At 40.8% G+C, this 21,996-nt stretch carries 21 protein-coding genes and 2 pseudogenes; 20 read left to right on the plus strand and 3 right to left on the minus strand.

The features are described from left to right. Nucleotides 1–98 precede the first annotated feature (98 nt). Nucleotides 99–1,442 carry a methylenetetrahydrofolate--tRNA-(uracil(54)-C(5))-methyltransferase (FADH(2)-oxidizing) TrmFO gene (trmFO, locus tag EL076_RS04515; RefSeq protein ID WP_126429412.1) on the plus strand — a complete coding sequence of 448 codons (1,344 nt, stop codon included), beginning with the start codon at nucleotides 99–101 and terminating at the stop codon, nucleotides 1,440–1,442. A gap of 69 nt (nucleotides 1,443–1,511) precedes the next feature. On the opposite strand, the gene EL076_RS04520 is transcribed toward trmFO, so the two are convergent. Continuing rightward, a complete protein-coding gene (locus EL076_RS04520) occupies nucleotides 1,512–1,997 on the minus strand; it encodes a uroporphyrinogen decarboxylase/cobalamine-independent methonine synthase family protein (RefSeq protein ID WP_126429414.1) in 486 nt (161 codons plus the stop codon). A gap of 167 nt (nucleotides 1,998–2,164) precedes the next feature. Here EL076_RS04520 and ndk point away from each other — a divergent pair, with 167 nt between their 5' ends. From ndk to EL076_RS09960, 4 genes are all read left to right on the plus strand, one after another. Further along, nucleotides 2,165–2,578: a nucleoside-diphosphate kinase gene (gene ndk, locus EL076_RS04525; RefSeq protein WP_160312382.1), complete on the plus strand. Its 414-nt coding sequence runs from the start codon at nucleotides 2,165–2,167 to the stop codon at nucleotides 2,576–2,578. Between the two features lies 1 nt (nucleotide 2,579). Further along, entirely contained in the window at nucleotides 2,580–2,873 is a 294-nt protein-coding gene (locus EL076_RS04530) for a rhodanese-like domain-containing protein (RefSeq protein ID WP_003097256.1), read from the plus strand. Nucleotides 2,874–3,083: 210 nt separating this feature from the next. Then, nucleotides 3,084–3,848 (plus strand): (S)-acetoin forming diacetyl reductase, encoded by a 765-nt coding sequence (locus EL076_RS04535; RefSeq protein ID WP_003092657.1) that lies wholly within the window; start codon nucleotides 3,084–3,086, stop codon nucleotides 3,846–3,848. A 101-nt stretch (nucleotides 3,849–3,949) separates the two neighbouring features. Continuing rightward, nucleotides 3,950–4,114: a hypothetical protein gene (locus tag EL076_RS09960; protein WP_003093033.1), complete on the plus strand. Its 165-nt coding sequence runs from the start codon at nucleotides 3,950–3,952 to the stop codon at nucleotides 4,112–4,114. 42 nt (nucleotides 4,115–4,156) lie between these two features. Here the strand turns inward: EL076_RS09960 and EL076_RS04540 are convergent, their stop codons facing one another. Next, nucleotides 4,157–5,386, minus strand: a complete 1,230-nt coding sequence (locus tag EL076_RS04540; RefSeq protein ID WP_048788476.1) for a YkvI family membrane protein — start codon at nucleotides 5,384–5,386, stop codon at nucleotides 4,157–4,159. 331 nt (nucleotides 5,387–5,717) lie between these two features. Here EL076_RS04540 and lepA point away from each other — a divergent pair, with 331 nt between their 5' ends. The 14 genes and pseudogenes from lepA (at nucleotide 5,718) to EL076_RS04615 (ending at nucleotide 19,607) form a co-directional block, all read left to right on the plus strand. Beyond that, nucleotides 5,718–7,550, plus strand: coding sequence for a translation elongation factor 4 (gene lepA, locus EL076_RS04545; RefSeq protein WP_003092624.1), 1,833 nt, complete (start codon nucleotides 5,718–5,720; stop codon nucleotides 7,548–7,550). A 408-nt stretch (nucleotides 7,551–7,958) separates the two neighbouring features. Continuing rightward, nucleotides 7,959–8,300: a hypothetical protein gene (locus EL076_RS04555; RefSeq protein WP_126429416.1), complete on the plus strand. Its 342-nt coding sequence runs from the start codon at nucleotides 7,959–7,961 to the stop codon at nucleotides 8,298–8,300. Nucleotides 8,301–8,462: 162 nt separating this feature from the next. Further along, nucleotides 8,463–8,936: pseudogene (gene tnpA / locus EL076_RS04560) on the plus strand (IS200/IS605 family transposase). A 323-nt stretch (nucleotides 8,937–9,259) separates the two neighbouring features. Continuing rightward, nucleotides 9,260–10,936, plus strand: a complete 1,677-nt coding sequence (alsS, locus tag EL076_RS04565; protein ID WP_003092991.1) for an acetolactate synthase AlsS — start codon at nucleotides 9,260–9,262, stop codon at nucleotides 10,934–10,936. Nucleotides 10,937–10,951: 15 nt separating this feature from the next. Next, nucleotides 10,952–11,671 (plus strand): acetolactate decarboxylase, encoded by a 720-nt coding sequence (budA, locus tag EL076_RS04570; RefSeq protein WP_002883899.1) that lies wholly within the window; start codon nucleotides 10,952–10,954, stop codon nucleotides 11,669–11,671. 161 nt (nucleotides 11,672–11,832) lie between these two features. Further along, complete coding sequence (locus EL076_RS04575; RefSeq protein WP_003092808.1) at nucleotides 11,833–12,282, plus strand: MarR family winged helix-turn-helix transcriptional regulator; 450 nt, start codon at nucleotides 11,833–11,835, stop codon at nucleotides 12,280–12,282. A gap of 18 nt (nucleotides 12,283–12,300) precedes the next feature. Continuing rightward, nucleotides 12,301–13,155: an SDR family oxidoreductase gene (locus EL076_RS04580; RefSeq protein WP_003092602.1), complete on the plus strand. Its 855-nt coding sequence runs from the start codon at nucleotides 12,301–12,303 to the stop codon at nucleotides 13,153–13,155. Next, nucleotides 13,148–13,876, plus strand: a complete 729-nt coding sequence (locus EL076_RS04585; RefSeq protein WP_003092419.1) for an ATP-binding cassette domain-containing protein — start codon at nucleotides 13,148–13,150, stop codon at nucleotides 13,874–13,876. Before EL076_RS04580 ends, EL076_RS04585 begins: the two co-directional genes overlap by 8 nt. Then, nucleotides 13,869–15,389, plus strand: coding sequence for an ABC transporter permease/substrate-binding protein (locus EL076_RS04590; protein WP_126429418.1), 1,521 nt, complete (start codon nucleotides 13,869–13,871; stop codon nucleotides 15,387–15,389). The genes EL076_RS04585 and EL076_RS04590 overlap by 8 nt, the downstream gene beginning before the upstream one ends. 110 nt (nucleotides 15,390–15,499) lie before the next feature. After that, a complete protein-coding gene (locus EL076_RS04595; RefSeq protein ID WP_003092900.1) occupies nucleotides 15,500–16,300 on the plus strand; it encodes a PhzF family phenazine biosynthesis protein in 801 nt (266 codons plus the stop codon). A 314-nt stretch (nucleotides 16,301–16,614) separates the two neighbouring features. Then, nucleotides 16,615–17,217, plus strand: a complete 603-nt coding sequence (locus EL076_RS04600) for a membrane protein (protein WP_003092778.1) — start codon at nucleotides 16,615–16,617, stop codon at nucleotides 17,215–17,217. Beyond that, on the plus strand, nucleotides 17,217–18,008 hold the full coding sequence (locus EL076_RS04605; RefSeq protein WP_003092653.1) for an energy-coupling factor transporter transmembrane component T: 792 nt from the start codon (nucleotides 17,217–17,219) through the stop codon (nucleotides 18,006–18,008). The genes EL076_RS04600 and EL076_RS04605 overlap by 1 nt, the downstream gene beginning before the upstream one ends. Next, entirely contained in the window at nucleotides 17,984–18,820 is an 837-nt protein-coding gene (locus EL076_RS04610; RefSeq protein ID WP_003092707.1) for an ABC transporter ATP-binding protein, read from the plus strand. Before EL076_RS04605 ends, EL076_RS04610 begins: the two co-directional genes overlap by 25 nt. Continuing rightward, entirely contained in the window at nucleotides 18,807–19,607 is an 801-nt protein-coding gene (locus EL076_RS04615; RefSeq protein WP_003092894.1) for an energy-coupling factor ABC transporter ATP-binding protein, read from the plus strand. Before EL076_RS04610 ends, EL076_RS04615 begins: the two co-directional genes overlap by 14 nt. A 102-nt stretch (nucleotides 19,608–19,709) precedes the next feature. Here EL076_RS04615 and EL076_RS04620 read toward each other — a convergent pair. After that, nucleotides 19,710–20,959 (minus strand): annotated as a pseudogene (locus tag EL076_RS04620) (ISL3 family transposase). A 594-nt stretch (nucleotides 20,960–21,553) separates the two neighbouring features. Here EL076_RS04620 and EL076_RS04630 point away from each other — a divergent pair. Continuing rightward, on the plus strand, nucleotides 21,554–21,985 hold the full coding sequence (locus EL076_RS04630) for an Rrf2 family transcriptional regulator (RefSeq protein WP_003092884.1): 432 nt from the start codon (nucleotides 21,554–21,556) through the stop codon (nucleotides 21,983–21,985). Nucleotides 21,986–21,996 lie beyond the last annotated feature (11 nt).

Below are 21,996 nucleotides of genomic sequence, written 5' to 3' on the forward strand. Positions count from 1 at the left end.
GCCAGATGAGGAGTTTTTTGCTATACTACTAAGAGTAAAAATGAAGAAAGATTTGTGGGAATAGGATTTTATCTTATTCCCGAAGAGGTATTAGTGTCATGTCTCAATCAAAAGCAGATTATATTAACGTGATTGGAGCTGGTTTGGCCGGATCCGAGGCGGCTTATCAGGTTGCCAAACGTGGTATTCCAGTAAAACTTTATGAAATGCGTGGGGTCAAAGCAACACCACAGCATAAGACAACCAATTTTGCAGAATTGGTTTGCTCTAACTCTTTCCGTGGTGATAGTTTAACCAATGCTGTAGGGCTTCTTAAAGAAGAAATGCGTCGCTTGGACTCTATCATTATGCGAAATGGAGAAGCTCACCGTGTGCCAGCTGGTGGTGCCATGGCGGTGGACCGTGAAGGTTATGCAGAAGCGGTGACAGCAGAAATTGAAAATCATCCATTAATTGAAGTTATCCGTGAAGAAATCACAGAGATTCCTGATGATGCCATTACAGTTATTGCTTCAGGACCATTGACTTCTGATGCTTTGGCTGAAAAAATTCATGAGCTTAACGGTGGCGATGGGTTTTATTTCTATGATGCCGCTGCACCAATCGTTGATAAAGCGACTATCGACATGAACAAGGTTTACCTTAAGTCACGCTATGACAAGGGTGAAGCAGCTTATCTAAACTGTCCAATGACCAAGGAAGAGTTCATGGCTTTCCATGAGGCTTTGACAACAGCTGAAGAAGCTCCTTTAAATTCTTTCGAAAAAGAAAAGTATTTCGAAGGCTGTATGCCTATCGAGGTCATGGCTAAACGTGGTATCAAGACAATGCTCTATGGCCCTATGAAACCAGTTGGTTTGGAGTATCCTGAGGATTACAAAGGGCCACGTGACGGCGATTTTAAGACACCTTATGCGGTTGTTCAGCTTCGTCAGGACAATGCGGCTGGTAGTCTCTATAACATCGTTGGTTTTCAAACACACCTCAAATGGGGCGAACAAAAGCGTGTCTTCCAAATGATTCCAGGTCTTGAAAATGCTGAATTTGTGCGTTATGGGGTTATGCACCGCAACTCGTACATGGATTCGCCAAACTTGCTCAAACAGACCTTCCAATCAAAATCAAACCCTAATTTGTTCTTTGCGGGACAAATGACTGGTGTTGAAGGCTATGTTGAATCAGCTGCCTCAGGTTTAGTTGCTGGAATCAATGCAGCCCGTCTCTTTAAGGGGGAGGAAGAGGTTATTTTCCCTCAAACAACAGCTATCGGGAGCCTTCCATATTATGTGACACATGCTGAAAGCAAACATTTCCAACCAATGAATGTTAACTTTGGTATTATCAAAGAATTGGAAGGCTCACGTATTCGTGACAAGAAAGAGCGTTATGAAAAGATCGCAGAGAGAGCTCTTAAAGATTTACAAACTTTTATAGAAGCTTAATGCGAACATAAAAAGCCCTCACAAGAGTGAAGGCTTTTCGTTTTAGAGAGGAGCGAATAGAAATATCAATTAACCAAAGAATTTCTTAGCGATATCTTGACCTTGTTTGATTTTAGCCCATTGTTGAGGTGTTGCCAACTCATTACCTGAGTTACATGAGGCGAGACCACATTGGTGAGAAGGGAAGAGACGCTCTTTAGGAAGGATTTGACTAGCTTTTTCAAGCAAGTCAAGGACACGTTCTTCGTCATCAAGGTCAGTTGTTTTAGATGACAAAAGTCCTAGAACATAGCGTTCAATTCCTTTAAATCCCCAGACAAAGTCTAAATGCCACATAGAACGTCCAAACTCACCATCAGTAAGGATGTCAATACCGTTAGCTTTTTGGTCAACCACAATTTGCTTAATATTTGCAGTTTCAGTTTCTTGATAACCAGGAAGGGCATCGTAGAAAGGATACTGGATGTTGTCACGGTGCTCGATTTCGTCCTTGTATTTACGGAGATCCGCAGGACGAAGGAGAGAACCAACTAATTGAAATTTAGATTTTGTCATAAGATTCACCTCAAAATAAGATTTTATGTCTATAATACTTTTTATTTATTTCAATTGAAAATCTTTATTTTCTTTCTGAGGGTATAGTTTAAGAATATATAAGGTTTTGATCTGCAAAATGACACTTCCTATGGTAAAATGAAAAGAAAACAATGAAGGTTGGGAACATGCAAAAAACATTTTTTATTATTAAACCAGATGCTGTAAAACGACACTTGATGGGACAAGTGATTGATCGTATTGAACGTCGTGGCTTTATTATTGAACGCATGGAGATGCTGACGCTTGACGAAGAACGTCTTAAAGAACATTATGCTCAATTGGTTGATAAACCCTTTTTCCCTAGTATTTCTGAATTCATGATGAGTGGTCCATCAGTGATTGGTATTATGTCTGGTCCAGGTGTTATCAAGTCATGGCGTGATATGATGGGAGCAACTAATCCTGGGGATGCTGCTCCTGGAACGATTCGTGGAGACTTTGCAACAGCACCAGATGGTGACATGATTCCAAATATTGTTCATGGCTCTGATTCAGAAGAATCTGCGGCTCGAGAAATTAAGATTTGGTTTGGTGAGTAAGATGGATTTAGTACAGATTCAATCTGATTTAGCTAAGGGTGGACTGTTAATTGATGTCAGAAGTCCAGAAGAGTATTCAGAAGGTCATGTTAAGGATGCCCTCTTAATACCTCACACCCAGTTTTTTTCTGCTGAGATTCCAGCTGAAAAAGACGCTTCCATTTACCTCTATTGTAAAATGGGACCTCGTGCAGAATTTGCTGCCTCAGTTCTTAAAGAGCGAGGCTATACTAAGGTGACTAATCTAGGTGGTTTGGATGATATGGAAGCCCTAGGGTTTAAGTTTGAAAAATAATAGAAATAAGGTCACTAGTAGTGATCTTATTTGTTTTCAGAAAGCATGACAATTTATTGACAACGCTTTCATAAAGTGGTAAGATTTTAATTGAGTTAAGACAAAGCCTATGAAAATGACTTTGCCAGAACTTGACTAACTTAGCGTATTCCAATTGAGATAAGGCTTCTTATTAAGCCAGTGACTCTAATTGGTAGAGGAGGATTTCGTATGTCAAAAGTTGCTATTGTTACAGGTGCAGGTCAAGGTATTGGTTTTGCGATTGCAAAACGCTTGGTTGAAGATGGTTTTAAAGTCGGAATATTGGACTATAACGCTGAAACCGCTGAAAAAGCAGTTGCTGAATTGTCAGAAGACAAAGCATTTTCCGTTGTAGTAGATGTGTCTAAACAAGCTGAGGTAGCAGCAGCTTTCCAAAAAGTAGTTGATCACTTTGGCGACTTGAATGTTGTTGTTAATAATGCTGGTGTGGCACCAACAACACCCCTTGACACTATTACTGAAGAACAGTTTCAACGTACATTTAATATTAATGTTGGTGGAGTTATCTGGGGTGCCCAAGCTGCCCAAGCACAATTTAAAGCACTTGGTCATGGTGGTAAAATCATCAATGCAACTTCACAAGCAGGTGTCGTTGGTAACCCTAACTTGACTGTATACGGTGGAACTAAATTCGCAGTTCGTGGTATTACTCAAACTTTGGCGCGTGACTTGGCTGATTCAGGTATCACTGTAAATGCTTATGCACCAGGTATCGTTAAGACTCCAATGATGTTTGATATTGCCCACGAAGTTGGTAAAAATGCTGGTAAAGATGATGAGTGGGGTATGCAAACTTTTGCTAAAGATATTACCCTCAAACGTTTGTCAGAACCTGAAGATGTTGCAGCAGCAGTTAGCTTCTTAGCTGGACCTGACTCAAACTACATCACAGGTCAAACAATCATTGTTGATGGTGGTATGCAGTTCCATTAAGATTAAAAGGGAGAGCGAAATGCTCTCTCTTTTTTGCTTGATAAAAAATAATATTTCTGATAATATAATTATAAATATTTATGGTTTTAAAGGGGATTCCTATGTCAGACATTTTACACTATATTGCTGAGCACCCGTTTTATAGTCTTTTTCTATTGGGAATTGTTGTACTAGCCTTTGGTTTAGCTCCATTTTCAAGTAGTTCAATAGAGAACAAGCGTTCAGCTATTATTAATAAGCACTATAACGATAATTTCAAGAAGTAAAAAGCCCAAACTATACCGGTTTGGACTTTTTTTACTGTTATTTTAGCTGTTTTCATCTTCCACAAGGTCATGTATATCTTTTTTTAATTCACTTGTTTGAATGATTGATTCTTCCCCTAAAGCGTTATATTTTTCTTTATCTTTTTTTGAGTAAACTTTTTTAGGATGGAATTTTTTGTTAATTAGAGTAATCATTTGACGACGTAAGTTCATTTCTTCATTAATATTTTGTTTGTCTCGTATCCAAGCAACTGTTAAGACAAATAACATGATCATTCCAATATATCCCAAAATTGGATACATGAGCCCAACAAGTTCCTTGAATCCCATAAATGAAAGAATGAAACCAATTATTACCGAGGTGATAAGGTAAATACGAAACTTCTTGACGTTATCACCTGAGAATCGTTTAGCGAGAGCATAAAAAAGACTAAAGGCAGTGTTAAAGATTAAACCAAATATTACAATTGCGTAGGTAAACGCAAACAATGGATGAACCCTGTTGGCTAAAATTAACATGGGAATATCGACACCTTTTATACTATCTACATTAGCGAATAAGACAAGTGAAGCAACAGCAATAATCAATCCGACTATAGCACCACCAATGGTACCACTTTTTTTGGCGACACCAATTCGCATAATTGAGCCTCCAAGTACAAATGCCATGGATACACCGGTCATCACACAAAGTGCAAAATAATTTATGACAGCCATCCAAATATTCGGCATTGCGGGTGTAAGTTGACGAGCAACCATATCTAGATGGTTAAGGTTGTAACTTTTACCGATAAAAGTTTGACCAGCAATAATGAGTATCATAATAATTATTATTGGTGTGAATATTCCAATGATATTAGTGATTTTCTCAAAGTCCATAAAACTGACGATAATGACTAGGGCTGTACAAATCAAGGCACCAATCCAAATAGGAAAACCAAACTGCTGATGCAAATTAGAACCTGCTCCAGCAATCATGACAAAACCAATAACAAAACAAGAAATAATAAGGGATAGGTCTAAGATTTTATTGGTAATTGGATGAGCTATTTTAGATAATACTTCAGAATGATCATTAGACCGATAATAACTTCCTAGTGTAAGGATTATTTTCCCAAAAAAAGCATTTAGTACAGCGAGAACTAAAACGCCTAATAAGCCGACTAATCCAAAGCTAACAAAATATTGCATAAGGTCCTGTCCAGAGGAGAGTCCTGCACCGACAATGATTCCTACGTAGGCAAGTGCTACTGATAAAATTTTCTTAAACATAAACATCCTTTCAACTATTTATTTCTAAAAAAGATTATTATATTCTATTTTAATTAGTAAGTTTAACAAAAATATTACATATTCTTTGTTTAGAGGTAAAGATGCTTAGGAAATCTGTAATTGTTCAGAATTTTGTTACTAATAAAGCTACTTCTAAAGTAATAAACTCATTAAAGGAAGAAATTCCTTTGATGTTTGGTAAAAGACAACTAAGTATGAATAACCTATGTAATCTGGTAGATAGAGATAGGCAAAAGCCTGTCTTTTTTGTATAATAGGAGGTAACGATTAGTTTTTTTATAATCACAAGTAAGAACTAGGAAAGATAAAAATGCCAAATATTGAAGAATTAAAACAACGACAGGAGAAGATTCGTAACTTCTCAATTATTGCCCATATTGACCACGGTAAATCAACGCTTGCTGACCGTATCTTGGAAAAGACTGAGACAGTATCAAGTCGTGAGATGCAGGCGCAACTCCTTGATAGTATGGACCTCGAGCGTGAACGTGGTATCACTATCAAACTAAATGCCATTGAGCTTAACTACACAGCTAAAGACGGTGAGACTTATATTTTCCACCTTATCGACACACCAGGACACGTGGACTTTACTTATGAGGTATCACGCTCCCTTGCTGCCTGTGAGGGTGCTATCTTGGTGGTAGATGCAGCTCAAGGGATTGAAGCACAAACACTTGCCAATGTTTACTTGGCACTTGATAATGACTTGGAAATCTTACCAGTTATCAATAAAATCGACCTTCCAGCTGCAGATCCTGAACGTGTGCGTACAGAGGTTGAAGATGTTATCGGACTAGATGCTTCGGAAGCCGTGCTTGCATCAGCTAAAGCTGGTATTGGTATCGAAGAGATTCTCGAACAAATCGTTGAGAAGGTTCCTGCGCCTCAAGGTGATGTGGAAGCACCTCTCCAAGCCCTTATCTTTGACTCTGTTTATGATGCGTATCGTGGTGTCATTCTCCAAGTGCGTGTGGTTAACGGAATGGTTAAACCAGGCGATAAGATTCAAATGATGTCTAATGGCAAAACCTTTGACGTTACTGAGGTCGGTATTTTCACACCTAAAGCTGTTGGCCGTGACTACCTTGCGACAGGTGATGTTGGTTATATAGCTGCCTCAATTAAGACTGTTGCTGATACTCGTGTCGGTGATACAGTGACACTTGCAGATAATCCAGCAGCAGAGCCACTCCATGGCTATAAGCAAATGAATCCAATGGTCTTCGCCGGTCTTTATCCAATTGAGTCTAATAAATACAATGACTTGCGTGAGGCCCTTGAAAAGCTCCAATTGAATGATGCCAGTCTTCAATTTGAGCCTGAAACGTCTCAAGCCCTTGGTTTTGGTTTCCGTTGTGGTTTCTTGGGTCTTCTTCACATGGATGTTATCCAAGAGCGCTTGGAACGTGAGTTTAACATCGATCTCATCATGACGGCACCATCGGTAGTTTACCATGTTAACACTACTGACGGTGAGATGCTTGAAGTGTCTAACCCATCTGAGTTCCCAGATCCTACACGCATTGATGCTATCGAAGAGCCTTATGTTAAAGCTCAAATTATGGTTCCTCAAGAGTATGTTGGTGCTGTTATGGAGTTGGCACAACGTAAACGTGGTGATTTTGAAACCATGGAATATATCGATGATAATCGTGTGAACGTTATCTATCAGATTCCACTTGCCGAAATCGTCTTTGATTTCTTTGATAAATTGAAATCATCTACGCGTGGTTATGCAAGCTTTGACTATGAATTGTCAGAATATCGTCGTTCACAATTGGTGAAAATGGATATTCTCCTTAATGGTGACAAGGTCGATGCCCTTAGCTTCATCGTTCACAAGGAATTTGCTTACGAGCGTGGAAAACTTATCGTTGATAAACTTAAGAAAATCATTCCACGTCAACAATTCGAAGTGCCTATCCAAGCGGCTATTGGTCAAAAAATTGTTGCCCGTACAGATATCAAAGCCCTTCGTAAAAATGTCTTGGCAAAATGTTATGGTGGTGACGTTTCACGTAAACGTAAACTCCTCGAAAAACAAAAAGCCGGTAAGAAACGTATGAAAGCCATCGGTTCGGTTGAAGTACCACAAGAAGCCTTCTTGTCAGTACTTTCAATGGACGAAGATGAGAAATAAGAGTAATAGTCAGAATGTGATGTTCTGGCTATTTTTGTAAAAAAGTTATAATAAAGATGATTTTAAACTTTCCCTTCTCAAAGCGTGGAAGGATTTATGCTGCTACTATACTAATGCTTTTCTTTTTAGGGAAATGGCTATACAAAGCATGTAGCAGAATTACAGACTGCCCTAAAAGCAGATAAGGTAACTTCCAATGAGATTTTTGCTAGTCGTCAACAATATGTTGTACTTAGTCATGTAGAACCCACTTACTATATTACGATAATACTATAAAATCGGACTTAGAGAATATAAAGAAGCTAGATAAGGATTCATGGGGCTTTTAGTCTTATCAGGAAACCCATCACAAGCATTTTTCTCAGCTTTAGGCTATAATATACAAAAAGGAATGTTGGGAGGGCCACTATGGATATCACAAATTTTATTCCTAGTCAGCGACAGGCTATGTTGGAACGTTTTCAGCAAGTGGAGGCCTTGGAATTAGGTGCAATTCGTATTGAGTTGAAGGTTGCTAATCCTGTAGGTATTATTTATGAGTGCTACATTATGGCAGGGGATAATTATTTTTCTGATCAAGCAGTGGTGTCTTTCCGTATTCTATACGAAAAGGACCTGGATAGGATTTCTTTGGACGTGGTGGACATCCCTGGGCGATCAAGCTTGTCAAATTACCTCAAGCTATTGGGAATTTTTGAAGGCTTACAAAATTATCTCAATCGAGAGTTTGCTAAGGTAAAAAATAGTTAAACACCTGATTGCTATCAGGTGTTTCTTTTTGTTTTACGAAAACCACTAGCTGTGCTAGTGGTTCCGAAAAGCTTTTAGCGATGTATCAAAAAAGTCCCCCTAAAGTGTTATATTAGATAAGGTTTCCCGACCACTAACTAATATACAAAAGGAGGATCCCTGATGAGACAGGATAATAATAGTTTAGCACATACTACATGGAATGCTATGTATCATATTGAGTTCGCACCCAAATATTGACGTCAGATAATTTATGGGAAATACAAAGCAAGTATTGGTCAAATTTTACGGTTAATATGTGAAAGAAAAGGCGTTGAAATTCATGAAGCAGCAGCTTGCTCAGATCATATTCACATGTTAGTGAGTATACCATCGAAGCTAAGTATTTCCTCATTTATGGGATATTTAAAAGGTAAAAGTGCATTAATAATGTTTGATAAACACGCCAATTTAAAATATAAATATGGGAATCGCAAATTTTGGTGTCGAGGCTTTTATGTTGATACGGTTGGGCGAAATCAGAAGCGAATTGAAGAATATATTCGTAATCCATTACAAGAGGACATGATAGCAGATCAGTTCAATCTTTTCGAGGAGTATGATCCGTTTACAGGTGAGAAGAATAAGAGAAAGTAATCTTAAAGAGACCCGCTAGACGGGTCAGCTAGCAAAGGTGGTGCTGAAGGGAAACCATTCGGTAGGCCTTTAGGCCTCGGCCGGTAGCAGAGGCTTTCAGCCGAAGAGCAAGCCACCCGTTCTCACGGGTGGTTTTGACTACGTTTGAAGTGCAAAATTTCACAATCTTTTTTTCACAAGATTGTCTAAAAACTGTGCTATAATGATAACAGAATTGTGAAGTGATTAAAGTTTGTGAAAAATGGAGCATACTTTAACTCTTTGTGACCTATACTTGAGAGGAAAGTGGGCTCTGTTTTTGAAGAGCCAGAAGGACTGTGTTCATGTCAGATGAAAAGCAATTGTATGGTGCGGACTTAGTGGTTGATAGTTTAATCAACCATGATGTTGATTATGTCTTTGGTATCCCTGGAGCAAAAATCGATAGGGTTTTTGATACTTTGGAAGATAAGGGACCTGAATTGATTGTTGCCCGTCATGAGCAAAATGCCGCTTTTATGGCTCAGGGTGTTGGACGAATTACAGGCAAACCTGGTGTTGTTTTGGTAACATCTGGTCCTGGTGTATCCAATTTGGCTACTGGATTGGTAACAGCTACGGATGAGGGAGACCCTGTCCTTGCTATTGGTGGTCAGGTTAAACGTTCAGATCTTTTGAAACGTGCCCACCAATCAATGAATAATGTTGCCATGCTTGAGCCAATTACTAAGTATGCAGCTGAAGTACATGATGCTAATACCCTTTCTGAAACAGTAGCAAATGCCTATCGCTATGCTAAATCAGGGAAACCTGGCGCAAGCTTTATTTCAATTCCTCAAGATGTAACTGATGCTACAGTCAGTGTTAAGGCTATTAAGCCTATGACAGATCCAAAACTTGGTTCAGCATCTGTTTCTGATATTAACTATCTCGCACAAGCCATTAAAAATGCCGTATTACCGGTCTTACTTTTAGGGAACGGTGCTTCATCAGAAGCTGTAACTTACTCTATTCGCCAGATTTTGAAACATGTTAAATTACCAGTTGTTGAAACTTTCCAAGGTGCTGGTATTGTGTCACGTGATCTTGAAGAAGATACTTTCTTTGGTCGTGTAGGCCTTTTCCGAAATCAACCAGGAGACATGTTGCTTAAGAAGTCTGACTTGATTATTGCCATTGGTTATGACCCAATCGAATATGAAGCGCGTAACTGGAATGCTGAAATTTCAGCCCGTATCATTGTAATTGACGTTGAACCTGCTGAGGTGGATACTTACTTCCAGCCAGAACGTGAGTTGATTGGTAATGTTGAAGCAACTTTAGATTTGCTCTTGCCAGCTATTCAAGGTTATAAATTACCTGAAGGATCAGTTGAATACCTTAAAGGATTGAAGAATAACGTTGTTGAGGATGTTAAGTTTGATCGCCGACCTGAAGAAGGAAAGGTACATCCGCTAGATTTGATTGAAGTTTTGCAAGACCAAACCAAAGATGATATGACAGTCACCGTTGACGTTGGTAGTCACTATATTTGGATGGCCCGCTATTTCAAATCTTATGAACCACGTCATTTGCTTTTCTCAAATGGGATGCAAACTTTAGGGGTTGCTCTTCCGTGGGCCATCTCTGCAGCTTTGGTTCGTCCTAAGACAAAAGTCATTTCTGTTTCTGGTGACGGTGGTTTCCTCTTCTCAGCACAAGAATTGGAAACGGCAGTTCGTTTGAAATTGCCAATTGTTCATATTATCTGGAACGATGGTCATTACAATATGGTGGAATTCCAGGAAGAAATGAAGTACGGTCGTTCATCTGGGGTTGACTTTGGTCCAGTTGATTTTGTAAAATATGCTGAGAGCTTTGGAGCAAAAGGATATCGTGCAACAAGTAAGGAAGAGTTTGCTAGCTTGCTTCAAGAAGCCTTGGTTCAAGCTGTAGATGGACCAGTCCTTATTGATGTTCCAATTGATTATAAAGATAATATTAAACTTGGCGAAACTATCTTGCCAGATGAATTTTACTAAGAAGAGGGTGTAGACATGTCTGAAGCCATAAAATTATTTCAATATAATACCTTGGGAGCCTTGATGGCTGGGCTTTATGGAGGTACTTTAACAGTTGGTGAATTGTTGGAGCATGGAGACTTGGGTCTCGGAACATTAGATTCTATCGATGGTGAGTTGATTGTTCTTGACGGTAAAGCCTATCAAGCCAAAGGGTCTGAGGGTAAGGTCGAAGTGGTAGAAGTTTCTCCTGATGAAAAAGTACCTTATGCAGCAGTCGTACCTCACCAAGCTGAAGTTATATTCCGTCAACGTTATGAAATGACTGATAAAGAGCTTGAGGATCGTATTGAATCTTATTATGATGGGGTTAACCTCTTCCGTTCTATCAAAATCAAAGGTCATTTTAAACATATGCACGTGCGTATGATTCCAAAATCAAATGCCGATATTAAGTTTGCGGATGTTGCCACACGCCAACCTGAGTACGAGGTAGATAATATTTCAGGTACTATCGTTGGTATTTGGACGCCAGAAATGTTCCATGGTGTGAGTGTTGCAGGGTATCACCTCCATTTTATTTCAGACGACTTGACGTTTGGTGGTCACGTTATGGACTTTGTTATTGAAAATGGTATTATCGAAGTTGGCCCAGTTGACCAACTCGACCAACGTTTCCCAGTTCAAGACCGTCAGTATCTTTTTGCAAAATTCAATGTTGATGAGATGCGTGAAGATATTACTAAGGCTGAATAAAATTTTTTAAGACATCAAAAATCACAGAAAGGACTTTCCTAGATAATTAGGGAAGTTTTTTTGTTTTTACAGTTACTTCTATATCGAAATAGTTGACAAATGTAACGCCGAGAGTTACAATTATGGGTGTAAAGTTCGATATAGAAGAAAAAGGAGACGAAATGGACAAGATGTTAGGGGGCTACCAAGCTCTACAGATTCGTTTGTTGAATGGGCGTATCTTTCAAAAACTCTTGAGCAAGGAACCAGATGCTCAATACAGAAGTGAACAAGGGAAAATTTTAACAGTGCTTTGGCAAAAGGAAGATGGCCGAGCAACTGCGACAGATATCGCCCTTGCGACGGGTCTAGCCAATAATACATTGACCAGTATGGTTAAGAAATTGAAAGAACAAGGCTTAGTTACGATTCAACATTGTACGCAGGATAAAAGGAAAAAATATATTTCTTTGACAGATCTCGGTTGGGCGCAAAAAGAAATTGGAGACCGTGTCAGTGAAGAGTTAGGTGAGATTTTTTACCAAGGATTTTCTGATCAAGAAATTCAAGAATTTGAAGCCTATCAAGAGCGTATTATCACAAATCTAAAAGCTAAAGAAAATGACATCTAGGGAAAGGAAGTAATAGTTATGATTGGTATGACAGGGGTAACAGGGAAATTAGGTTCTTATGTGGCTAATCTTGTCGATAAGAAGGGAATCGCTTCAGTCCATCTAGCACGAAGCCCAGAGCGTGCAAAGATCTATGCGTCAGCGGAAATTCGTAAAATAGTGTATGCCAATACACCAGAGGTGGTTGAGGCCTTGAAGGGGATCGATATCTTGTTGATGGTTTCTGCTCGGGAAAATCCAGAGCGTGTCAAAGAGCACAAGGACTTTTTAGATGCTGCAAAGCTAGCAGGGGTAGAGCATATAGTCTATACCTCATTTTATGGGGCAGATAAAAAGGCAATTTTCACCTTATCTCGAGATCATGCCCAGACGGAAGCCTATATCAAGGAGTTAGGGTTCACCTACACTTTTTTGAGAGATAATTTTTACTTGGACTTCCTGATTGATATGGCGCTTGAAAATGGAAAGATTCGTGGTCCGGCAGGCAGTGGCCTTGTGTCAGCTGTTTCCCGTAAGGACACATCTAGGGTTGCAGCAGAGATTCTTTTAAATCCTAAGGAGTGGGAAAATCAAAGCTTGAATCTTACAGGGCCAGAGGATCTTTCCATGGAAGAAATCGTAGCGCTTCTCTCAAAAGAGACCGGTGACGCCATCGAGTATGTAGATGAATCAGTCGAAGAAGCCTATGAGTCACGGAAAAAATGGCCAGCACAAACTTGGGAGTACGATGCCTGGGTCAGCACCTATACAGCGATTAAAGCTGGCGAACAGGCTGGGGTTTCAACAGATATTGAAAAAGTCCTAGGGCATCCGGCAAGTAGCCTATTGGATACTCTTAGAGATAGAAAGCTTATTGAGGAAAAAAATGATTGAATACAAAAATGTAGCCTTACGCTACACTGAAAAAGATGTCCTTAGAGATGTCAATCTCCGCATTGAAAATGGAGAATTTATGGTTCTTGTGGGACCTTCAGGATCTGGAAAGACCACCATGATCAAGATGATTAACCGTCTTTTGGAGCCGACAGATGGCAATATCTATATGGATGGAAAACGCATCAAGGACTATGATGAACGAGAGTTACGTCTCAGTACAGGCTATGTCCTTCAAGCCATTGCCCTATTTCCTAACTTGACAGTTGAGGAAAATATTGCTCTCATTCCTGAAATGAAGGGCTGGACTAAAGAACAAATTACTTCTAAAACAGAAGAACTCTTGGATAAGGTTGGCCTACCTGCTGCAGAGTATGCAAAGCGCATGCCTAGTGAATTATCTGGTGGAGAGCAACAGCGGATTGGCATTGTACGAGCTATCATTGGGGAACCAAAGATTCTATTGATGGACGAGCCTTTTTCAGCCTTGGATGCCATCTCTCGCAAGCAGTTGCAAGAATTGACCAAGGCCTTACATAAAGAATTCGGTATGACGACCATCTTCGTAACACATGATACGGATGAGGCCTTAAAATTAGGAGATCGAATTGCAGTTTTGCAGGATGGAGAAATTCGCCAGGTTGCAGAACCTGAAACAATTTTACAAGCGCCTGCGACAGACTTTGTAGCAAACTTGTTTGGAGGTAGCCTTCATGTCTAATTTGATTTCAACTTTTCAAGAACGTTTTGGGGACTGGGTCGCTGCACTGGGACAACATTTGCAACTGTCATTACTGACCTTGCTCCTTGCTATTTTTCTAGCTGTCCCATTAGCAATTTATTTAAGTACACGAAAGAGAGTTAGCAACTGGGTCCTACAGTTAGCTGGAGTCTTTCAAACCATCCCTTCCATGGCACTTCTGGGACTCTTTATCCCTATTATGGGAATTGGAACACTTCCTGCTTTAACAGCTCTAGTCATTTATGCGATATTCCCCATTTTGCAAAATACCATTACAGGATTACGTGGGATTGACCCAAGCCTCGAAGAAGCAGGGGTCGCCTTCGGGATGACCAAGTGGGAGCGACTCAAGAAGTTTGAGATCCCCTTGGCCATGCCCGTCATCATGCCTGGGATTCGGACAGCAGCTGTGATGATTATCGGGACGGCTACCCTAGCTGCCTTGATTGGGGCTGGAGGACTTGGTTCATTTATCCTTTTGGGGATTGATCGCAATAATGCCAGTCTGATTTTGATCGGTGCCCTGTCTTCTGCCTTCTTAGCCATCGCCTTTAACCTTCTTCTCAAATGGATGGAAAAGGCCAAATTGCGGACCATCTTTGCGGCTTTTGCGGTAATGGTTATCGGATTGGGAGTTTCTTATACGCCAAGTCTTCTTTCCAAACCGGAAAAAGAAAACCTGGTCATTGCTGGGAAGTTGGGTCCTGAACCGGAAATTATAGCCAATATGTATAAGATTTTGATCGAAGAAAACACGGACATGACAGTGACTGTTAAACCAAATTTTGGCAAGACCACTTTCCTCTATCAAGCTCTGAAAAAATGGGATATTGCTATCTATCCAGAGTTTACAGGGACCGTGACTGAAAGTCTCCTCAAGCCGGCGCCGCAAGTCGACCATGATCCAGAAGCAGTCTACAAAGCAGCTCGAGATGGAATCAAGAAACAAGACAACCTGGCCTTGCTCAAACCCATGGCTTATCAGAATACCTATGCTGTCGCAGTGCCTAAGAAAATTGCCCAAGAGTATGGACTCAAGACCATTTCAGATTTGAAAAAGGTGGAAGGACAACTCAAGGCAGGATTTACGCTAGAGTTTAATGATCGAGAGGATGGGAACAAGGGCTTGCAGAAAGTTTACGGACTCCATCTACAAGTATCCACCATGGAGCCAGCCCTTCGATACCAGGCTATCCAGTCTGGTGAAATCCAGATAACAGATGCCTACTCAACGGATGCCGAGCTTGCTCGCTATGACCTTGTGGCCCTAGAGGATGACAAACAACTCTTCCCACCTTATCAAGGAGCACCCCTTATGAAAGAAGCTTTTCTTAAGAAACATCCAGAATTGGAAGGCATTCTAAACAAGTTAGCTGGTAAAATCACAGAAAAGCAAATGAGTCAGATGAACTACCAAGTCGGAGTAGAAGGTAAATCGGCTGATCAAGTAGCTCATGGCTTTTTGGTAAAAGAAGGGTTTGTAAAGAACTAATGAAAAATTTGCACAAAAAGTAACTTATTCAATTAACTTTTTTAGTTACATTTGTCTGTTTTCTATCCTATTTTCAGATATAATAAAGGTAACAAATTAAGGAGCCCTTCATGCCAATTAGTCAGTATACCATCCCGCAATTTATTGTAGATGCTTTTACAGATACCGTTTTTAAGGGGAACCCAGCGGCTGTTTGTCTTCTGGACGAATGGTTGTCAGATACTACCTTACAGAATATCGCTAAAGAAAACAATCTTTCTGAGACAGCCTTTACAGTTAAAGATGGCGACCACTACGAATTACGTTGGTTTACTCCCGGTGGAGAAATCGATTTGTGTGGCCATGCTACCTTGGCAACGGCTTTTGTTCTCTTTCAATTTATCGAAGAGGATGCTGAAAGTCTAACTTTTGCGACACAGAGTGGAGAACTTTTAGTCAGTAAAAAAGATGACTACTATGAGCTGAATTTTCCATCATACGCTATGCATCAAGTAGTTGTCACAAGTGAGATGGAAGAAGCAATCGGGGTCCGTCCACTTGAAGCATGGCTTGGAAGAGATCTAGTCTGTATCTTGCCACATGAAAACGATGTCATTAATGCAAGTCCAGATTTTGATAAAGTAAAAGCTTTAGATGGGCTCCTCCTGAATATCACCGCGAGAGGAAGCAACTATGATACTGTAACTCGAAGTTTCGCTCCAAAATTATCAGTCAAGGAAGATCCAGTCTGTGGCTCAGGACACTGTCATGTCATTCCTTTGTGGGCTAATAAGTTGGCACAAGCAGAATTTAGGGCCTACCAAGCCTCTGAAAGGAGTGGACTCCTCCTTTGTCGTATAGAGGGAGATAGGATTTACCTTGCAGGTAAGGCTTCCCTTTATAGCCGTGGTGAAATATATATCATGGACTAAATTTCGGTCAATGACAACAGCATAGAAATATTAGTGATAGCAATTAAAACAAAATCCCAATCAAAGATGTCTAGCTCAGCTAGGCATTTTAAATTTTTTCATATTTTTTGAAGAATTTTCAGAAAAAACTTGACAATTTTGAAAATAAGCGTATGATAGGAGTGTGAACTTTGAAATAGTAATTTTACTATATTAATCTATGTCGACTATGGTTGATTTGTGAAAAGACTAAATAGTTCTATTAACTATTCTTTAGAGCGTTGCGTCCGAAAGTCATTCCTGACACGGCTCTTTAAAAACAAAAGGAGAAGATTATGAAAACAGAACCGATTCATCGTACCAGTATGTGGAAATTTAAGTTAAGTGCTGCCACCATGACTTTGATTCCCGCTGCCGTGGGGATTAACTATGTTGCCAAAGCCTTGGCGGAGGGGTTAAAGTTGCCCGTTTGGCTGGGGTCTTTGGGAACCTTTCTTGCCAGCATGTTGGCTGGGCCGGTTGCCGGTGCCATCAGTGGTTTCATCAACAACGTGATCTATGGGCTGACCTTATCGCCAATTTCAACCGTGTATGCGATTACCAGCATCGGAATTGGGATTGCTGTTGGAGTTTTGCACGCCAATGGGTGGTTCTCGTCAGCGCGACGAGTATTTGTTTCTGCTATTATTATTGCCTTCGTTTCAGCTGTCATTTCAACGCCACTCAACGTCATCTTTTGGGGTGGTCAGACCGGTATCGCTTGGGGTGACTCATTGTTTGCGGTAATGGTCGCCAATCATGCACCAGTGTGGCTGGCCTCATTTACCGATGAATTTATCTTGGATATTTTGGATAAAGTCTGCGTGGCCTACCTGGCATTCTTCATCTATCGTCAGCTGCCGAAGCGGATGGTGCACTTCTTTAGCGATGATAAATGATGACTGATCAAACATTTATTTCTGGAGCGCCACGGGTCAAGCTCAAGTGGTACCAGGTGATCGATCCGATTACTAAGCTCTTGTTCATCTTGGACATGACGTTGTTGAGCTTTGCCAGTATGAATTTATTGCTTCAGGCCGGATTAATTCTTGCCGCAACACTGCTATTGTTATTTTCCAAATTGAGTTCTACCATCTTTAAGGCGCTGGGATTCAGCCTGTTTCTGATTTGCACCATGCTGATCATCCAAGGGCTATTTTACAGTCGGAATCAAACTGTGCTGTTTTCTGTGCTTGGGGTGTCGTTCTACAAAGAAGGCCTGATTTACGCCGCCACTCTGGGTTGTCGAGTATTGGTGATTATTTTGACAAGTGGCTTTTTTATGGTGACCACGAGTATTTCAGAAAACGCGGCCTATTTGGAACTGTCCGGATTGTCTTATAAAACCGTCTACGTTCTGATGTCGGTGTGTTATATTTTGCCGGAAATGATGCGCAATATGCGGAAAATCCAGCAGGCACAAAAAGTTCGCGGAACCAATCCGCAAAAAACGTTGATTCAGAAATTAAAGTCAGTCCTGCCGGTTCTAATTCCATTGGTGATTAAGACCTTGGATCAATCGATGGCGCGGTCGATTTCTCTCCAACTGAGAGGTTTTGATAATCTCAACCGGACTGTCAGAACCTCCCAGCGCGTGTATCGCCTGTCGCGGACGCTGCACATTGGTCTGACTGGATTGGCAATTTTATTGATTGGGTGGAAGATATGGACGAAGATAAACGGATTGTAATTGAAAATTTGACCACCCGTTATCCGGGTACTGAGCAACCACAACTGCGTCAGATTAACGCGGAGGTTCATACCGGCCAGGTGGTTGGGATTATCGGGAATAGCCACTCCGGCAAATCGACTTTGTGCCGTGTGCTGGCAGGGGTCATTCCCAAAATTGTGTCTGCTGAGATTGAGGGCGACTGGCACATGTTTGGCCAACGAGTGTCCGACAATTGGCCCGTTTATAATGCCATGAATGGAGTTGTACTGCAAAATCCAGCTGGCCAACTAAGCGGGTTGGCAGACACGGTTGCCGATGAAATCGCCTTTGACTTGATTAATCAGGGAATGGCTGAAGGACTGATTCAAAAACGGGTTGAAGCAGTTGCCACGCAAATGGGGCTGATTGAACAGCTGAATTTGCGTCCCGAGAGCCTTTCCGGTGGTCAGATCCAGCGGTTGGCAATTGCTACGGCGATTGCGGCTAACCCGGCTGTTTTGATTATGGATGATCCGACTAGTGAGATGGATCCCCTTGGCCGCCGACAATTTTTCCAATGGCTGGCCCAAGTCAAAGAGACGACTGTCTTCATTGTCACCAGTGAAATTGACGATTTGTGCGAAGTCGCCGACGTTGTGTGGGTGCTGCACGAGGGTCAAATGGTAGCCCAGGGCAGGCCGGGTGAGGTGTTTAATCATTTGGCAGCTGACTGGCAGATTCCAGCCCCGACAATCCAGCAACTTGCTCAAAAAATGGATTGGCACTTGGCTGATGGCCGGTATCCGGTGAATTACGCTGATCTGAAGGAGGTTCGTTATGTCCACAATTGAACTGAACCACCTGACGTTCACTTATCCGGAACGGTCCTTTAGCTTGGATGTTGAAGACAAACACTTCGCCGATCCGATGGTGGCGATTGTCGGCCAAAATGGTGCCGGCAAATCAACGCTCTTCAAATTGTTGACGGGCTTGCTGACACCACAAACCGGTGTGATTAAGATCGATGGAGAAAATTTTAATGATCTTAAACCAGTCGAAAAGTTACTGAAGGTTGGGATTACTTTTCAGAATCCTGACGATCAGCTTTTCAACCCGACCGTTCAACGAGAGGTGGAGTGGAGTGTCGCGCAGGTCATGGATGACCACGACACGATTACGAGGCGGGCTTTAGCGGCTCTAAAAAGAGTTGGCTTAGATGATAAAACAGCTGAAAGTCCATATGACTTGTCATTGTCGGAACGCAAGCTGTTGAGCGTTGCCACAGTTTTGGCAGTGGATCCGGCGATTTATTTATTTGATGAGCCGATGATGTCGCTTGATTGGGAAAGCCGGCGCAAGTTGACCGCAATTTTCCATGAGTTGGCTGATTCGGGCCACCAAGTTGTGACCATCACCCATGACATGGATTGGGTCGCCGCCGAGTTTGAGTCGGTGTATGTTATGGAACACGGGAAGTTTGGCTTCGCCGGCAGTCCACGGGAATTGTTCAGCGATCACGAACTTGTCCAGCGAGTGGGATTACTACCACCGCGGATTATGGACATAGCGGAGTCGCTGGGTGATTCACAGACATATTTATCGGTTAATGATTATTGCCAGAAAAATCGAGATGTATAGAAAAAGTCACCTCTGCGGGTTTTCCAGATTGAAGGATTAACTTCAGCTTATGGCAAGAACTCGGCTCTTTGTCAACTGTAGTGGGTGACGAAAAGCTAACATCTAGAGAGGACCTGATAGGTCTTCTCTTTTTTTATGTTCAGAGTGATGAAGACACGTTTCTTAAAGTTGATGAAGTTTCTAAAACCGAAGCCCAACCGTTTGATGTCTTTAATCAACTTGTTGGTAGCCTCCAGTTTCGCGTTTGAATAGTCTGTTTCTAGCGCATTCTGGATGTATTGTTTGTGTCTAAGAAAAGTTCTAAAGACCGTTTGAAAATAGTGATTGACCTTGCTCATGTTCTCCTCTATTAACTCAAAAAACTCGTCTACTCTCTTCTCCTGAAAGTGAAAAAGCAAAAGCTGATAAAGTGTATAGTAGTCAGTAAGCTCTTTTGAAAAGCCTAGTGTCTTCTCAACAACTTCATGTGGTGCTAAAGTTTGGCGGAAAGTCTTTGAATAAAAAGAGTTGAGAGATAGTTTACGGCTGTCCTTTTGGAAAAGTCGCCAATGATTTTTCAAGGCTCGATAAGGTAGTGACTTCTTATCGAACTGGTTCATGGTTGCAATTCTAGTCTTTAAAAATGCTCTACCAAGGTGCTGGATAATGTGGAAACGATCAATAATGATTTCGGCGTTTGGGAAAAGTTTTTTGGCTAGTGGAATATAAGCCCCAGACATATCCATCGTGATAAACTGCACCTTTTGTCGAGCTTTCAATGGATACTTCAAAAAGTAGTTTCGAATAGTGGTTTGACGGCGATTATCAAGGATAGTTATGAGTTTGTTTGTCTCATAGTTTTGTGCCACAAAAGCTAATTCCCCTTTCTTGAACCCAAACTCATCCCAGGACATAACAGCTGGAAGTTTGTCATAATGTTTCTTGAAAGTGAACTGGTCAAGCTTACGATAGACAGTGGACGTTGACACACGAAGTCTTCTGGCAATATCAGTTAGTGACACCTTCTCAGTTAGGAGTTGTGTAACCTTTTGTTGGACCAGATTAGAGATTTGGCAGTTTTTCTCAACGATAGATGTCTCAGCCACCGTTACTCTCCTACAACTTTTACACTGGAAACGACGTTTTTTCAGACGTAGTAGTGTCGGCGTTCCAGCTTGCTCGAGAAGAGGGATTTTAGAGTTTTTTTGAAAGTCATATTTGATCATCTTTCCATGGCAGTGAGGACATGATGGTGCAGGGTAATCGAGTTTTGCTTGAATCTCTATATGAGTGTCAGTTTCAAAAACAAGTGAAATAATGATATTTTGGTCTTTAATTCCGATTAATTCTGTGGTATTCTTAATAAGTCTCATAAGTTCTTCCTAATGATGGTTTTGTCGCTTTTCATTATAGTTCTTATGGGACTTTTTGTGTACACTTAAAAAAGCTCTATAATCTCTACAGTGGTTTTACCCACTACAGAAATTATAGAGCCATAAGAATAAGGAGTAGGATATCATATCCGCTCCTTTTTCTGTTGTTCTATAAAGAAATCTGATTTTATGGCCATTTTATTGCAGTTTACAAAGACTTTTTAAGGATTTTAATTGCATTTTCTTCAGTCTTACTTGTATAATGAATAAAAAAGTAAAAATAGTATTATGAAATAGAAATGGAAGGTAGAGGCCAACTTCTCCAGCAGTGCAACAATTTCTTATATGCATGGAAGAGAAGTCTTCTGGATTACTATAGACAACTCTTTGATACTTCGTCAGCTTTTGGTACAATAGTACAAATTTACAAGAGGTGGTCTATGATTTAGCAACACACGATTCCCATTTTAGAGTTTGACAACAAGTCACATGGCCTGATAATTTTTAAAAAAAGTGAAGCAAAAGTCTTGCTTTTCTTTTTATTTGTGTTAAACTTGTTATTGTATCAGATACAAGATATCTAAAGGAGTTTTTATGGATACGAAATTTTCAGTAGCCTTGCACATCCTAACCATGATTAGTGAGAGTAAGGAAACCTTAAGTTCACAAGCACTGGCTGAGAGCGTTGGGACCAACGCTAGTTATATTCGTAAGGTGGTTGCCTTATTGAAAAATGCTGGACTGATCCAGTCTCAGCAAGGAAAAACGGGCTACCAACCTAGTAAATCGCCAAAGGACATCACCTTACTTAACATTTATTTTGCCACACAAGAAGTCAGCCACATCAGCTTATTTCCCGTCCATCAAAATAGCAATCTGGATTGCCCAGTGGGAAAACATATCCAAGCTGCCGTTTCGCCACTATTTGTTAGTGCTGAAGCTCAACTTGAGAAGGAACTAGCCCACCAAACCTTAGAAGATGTCATTGACAATCTTTATAAAGAAGCCAAACAAAAACGAAACTGATTTGCATGCAG

This window comes from Streptococcus vestibularis (assembly GCF_900636445.1).
Lineage (GTDB): Bacteria > Bacillota > Bacilli > Lactobacillales > Streptococcaceae > Streptococcus > Streptococcus vestibularis.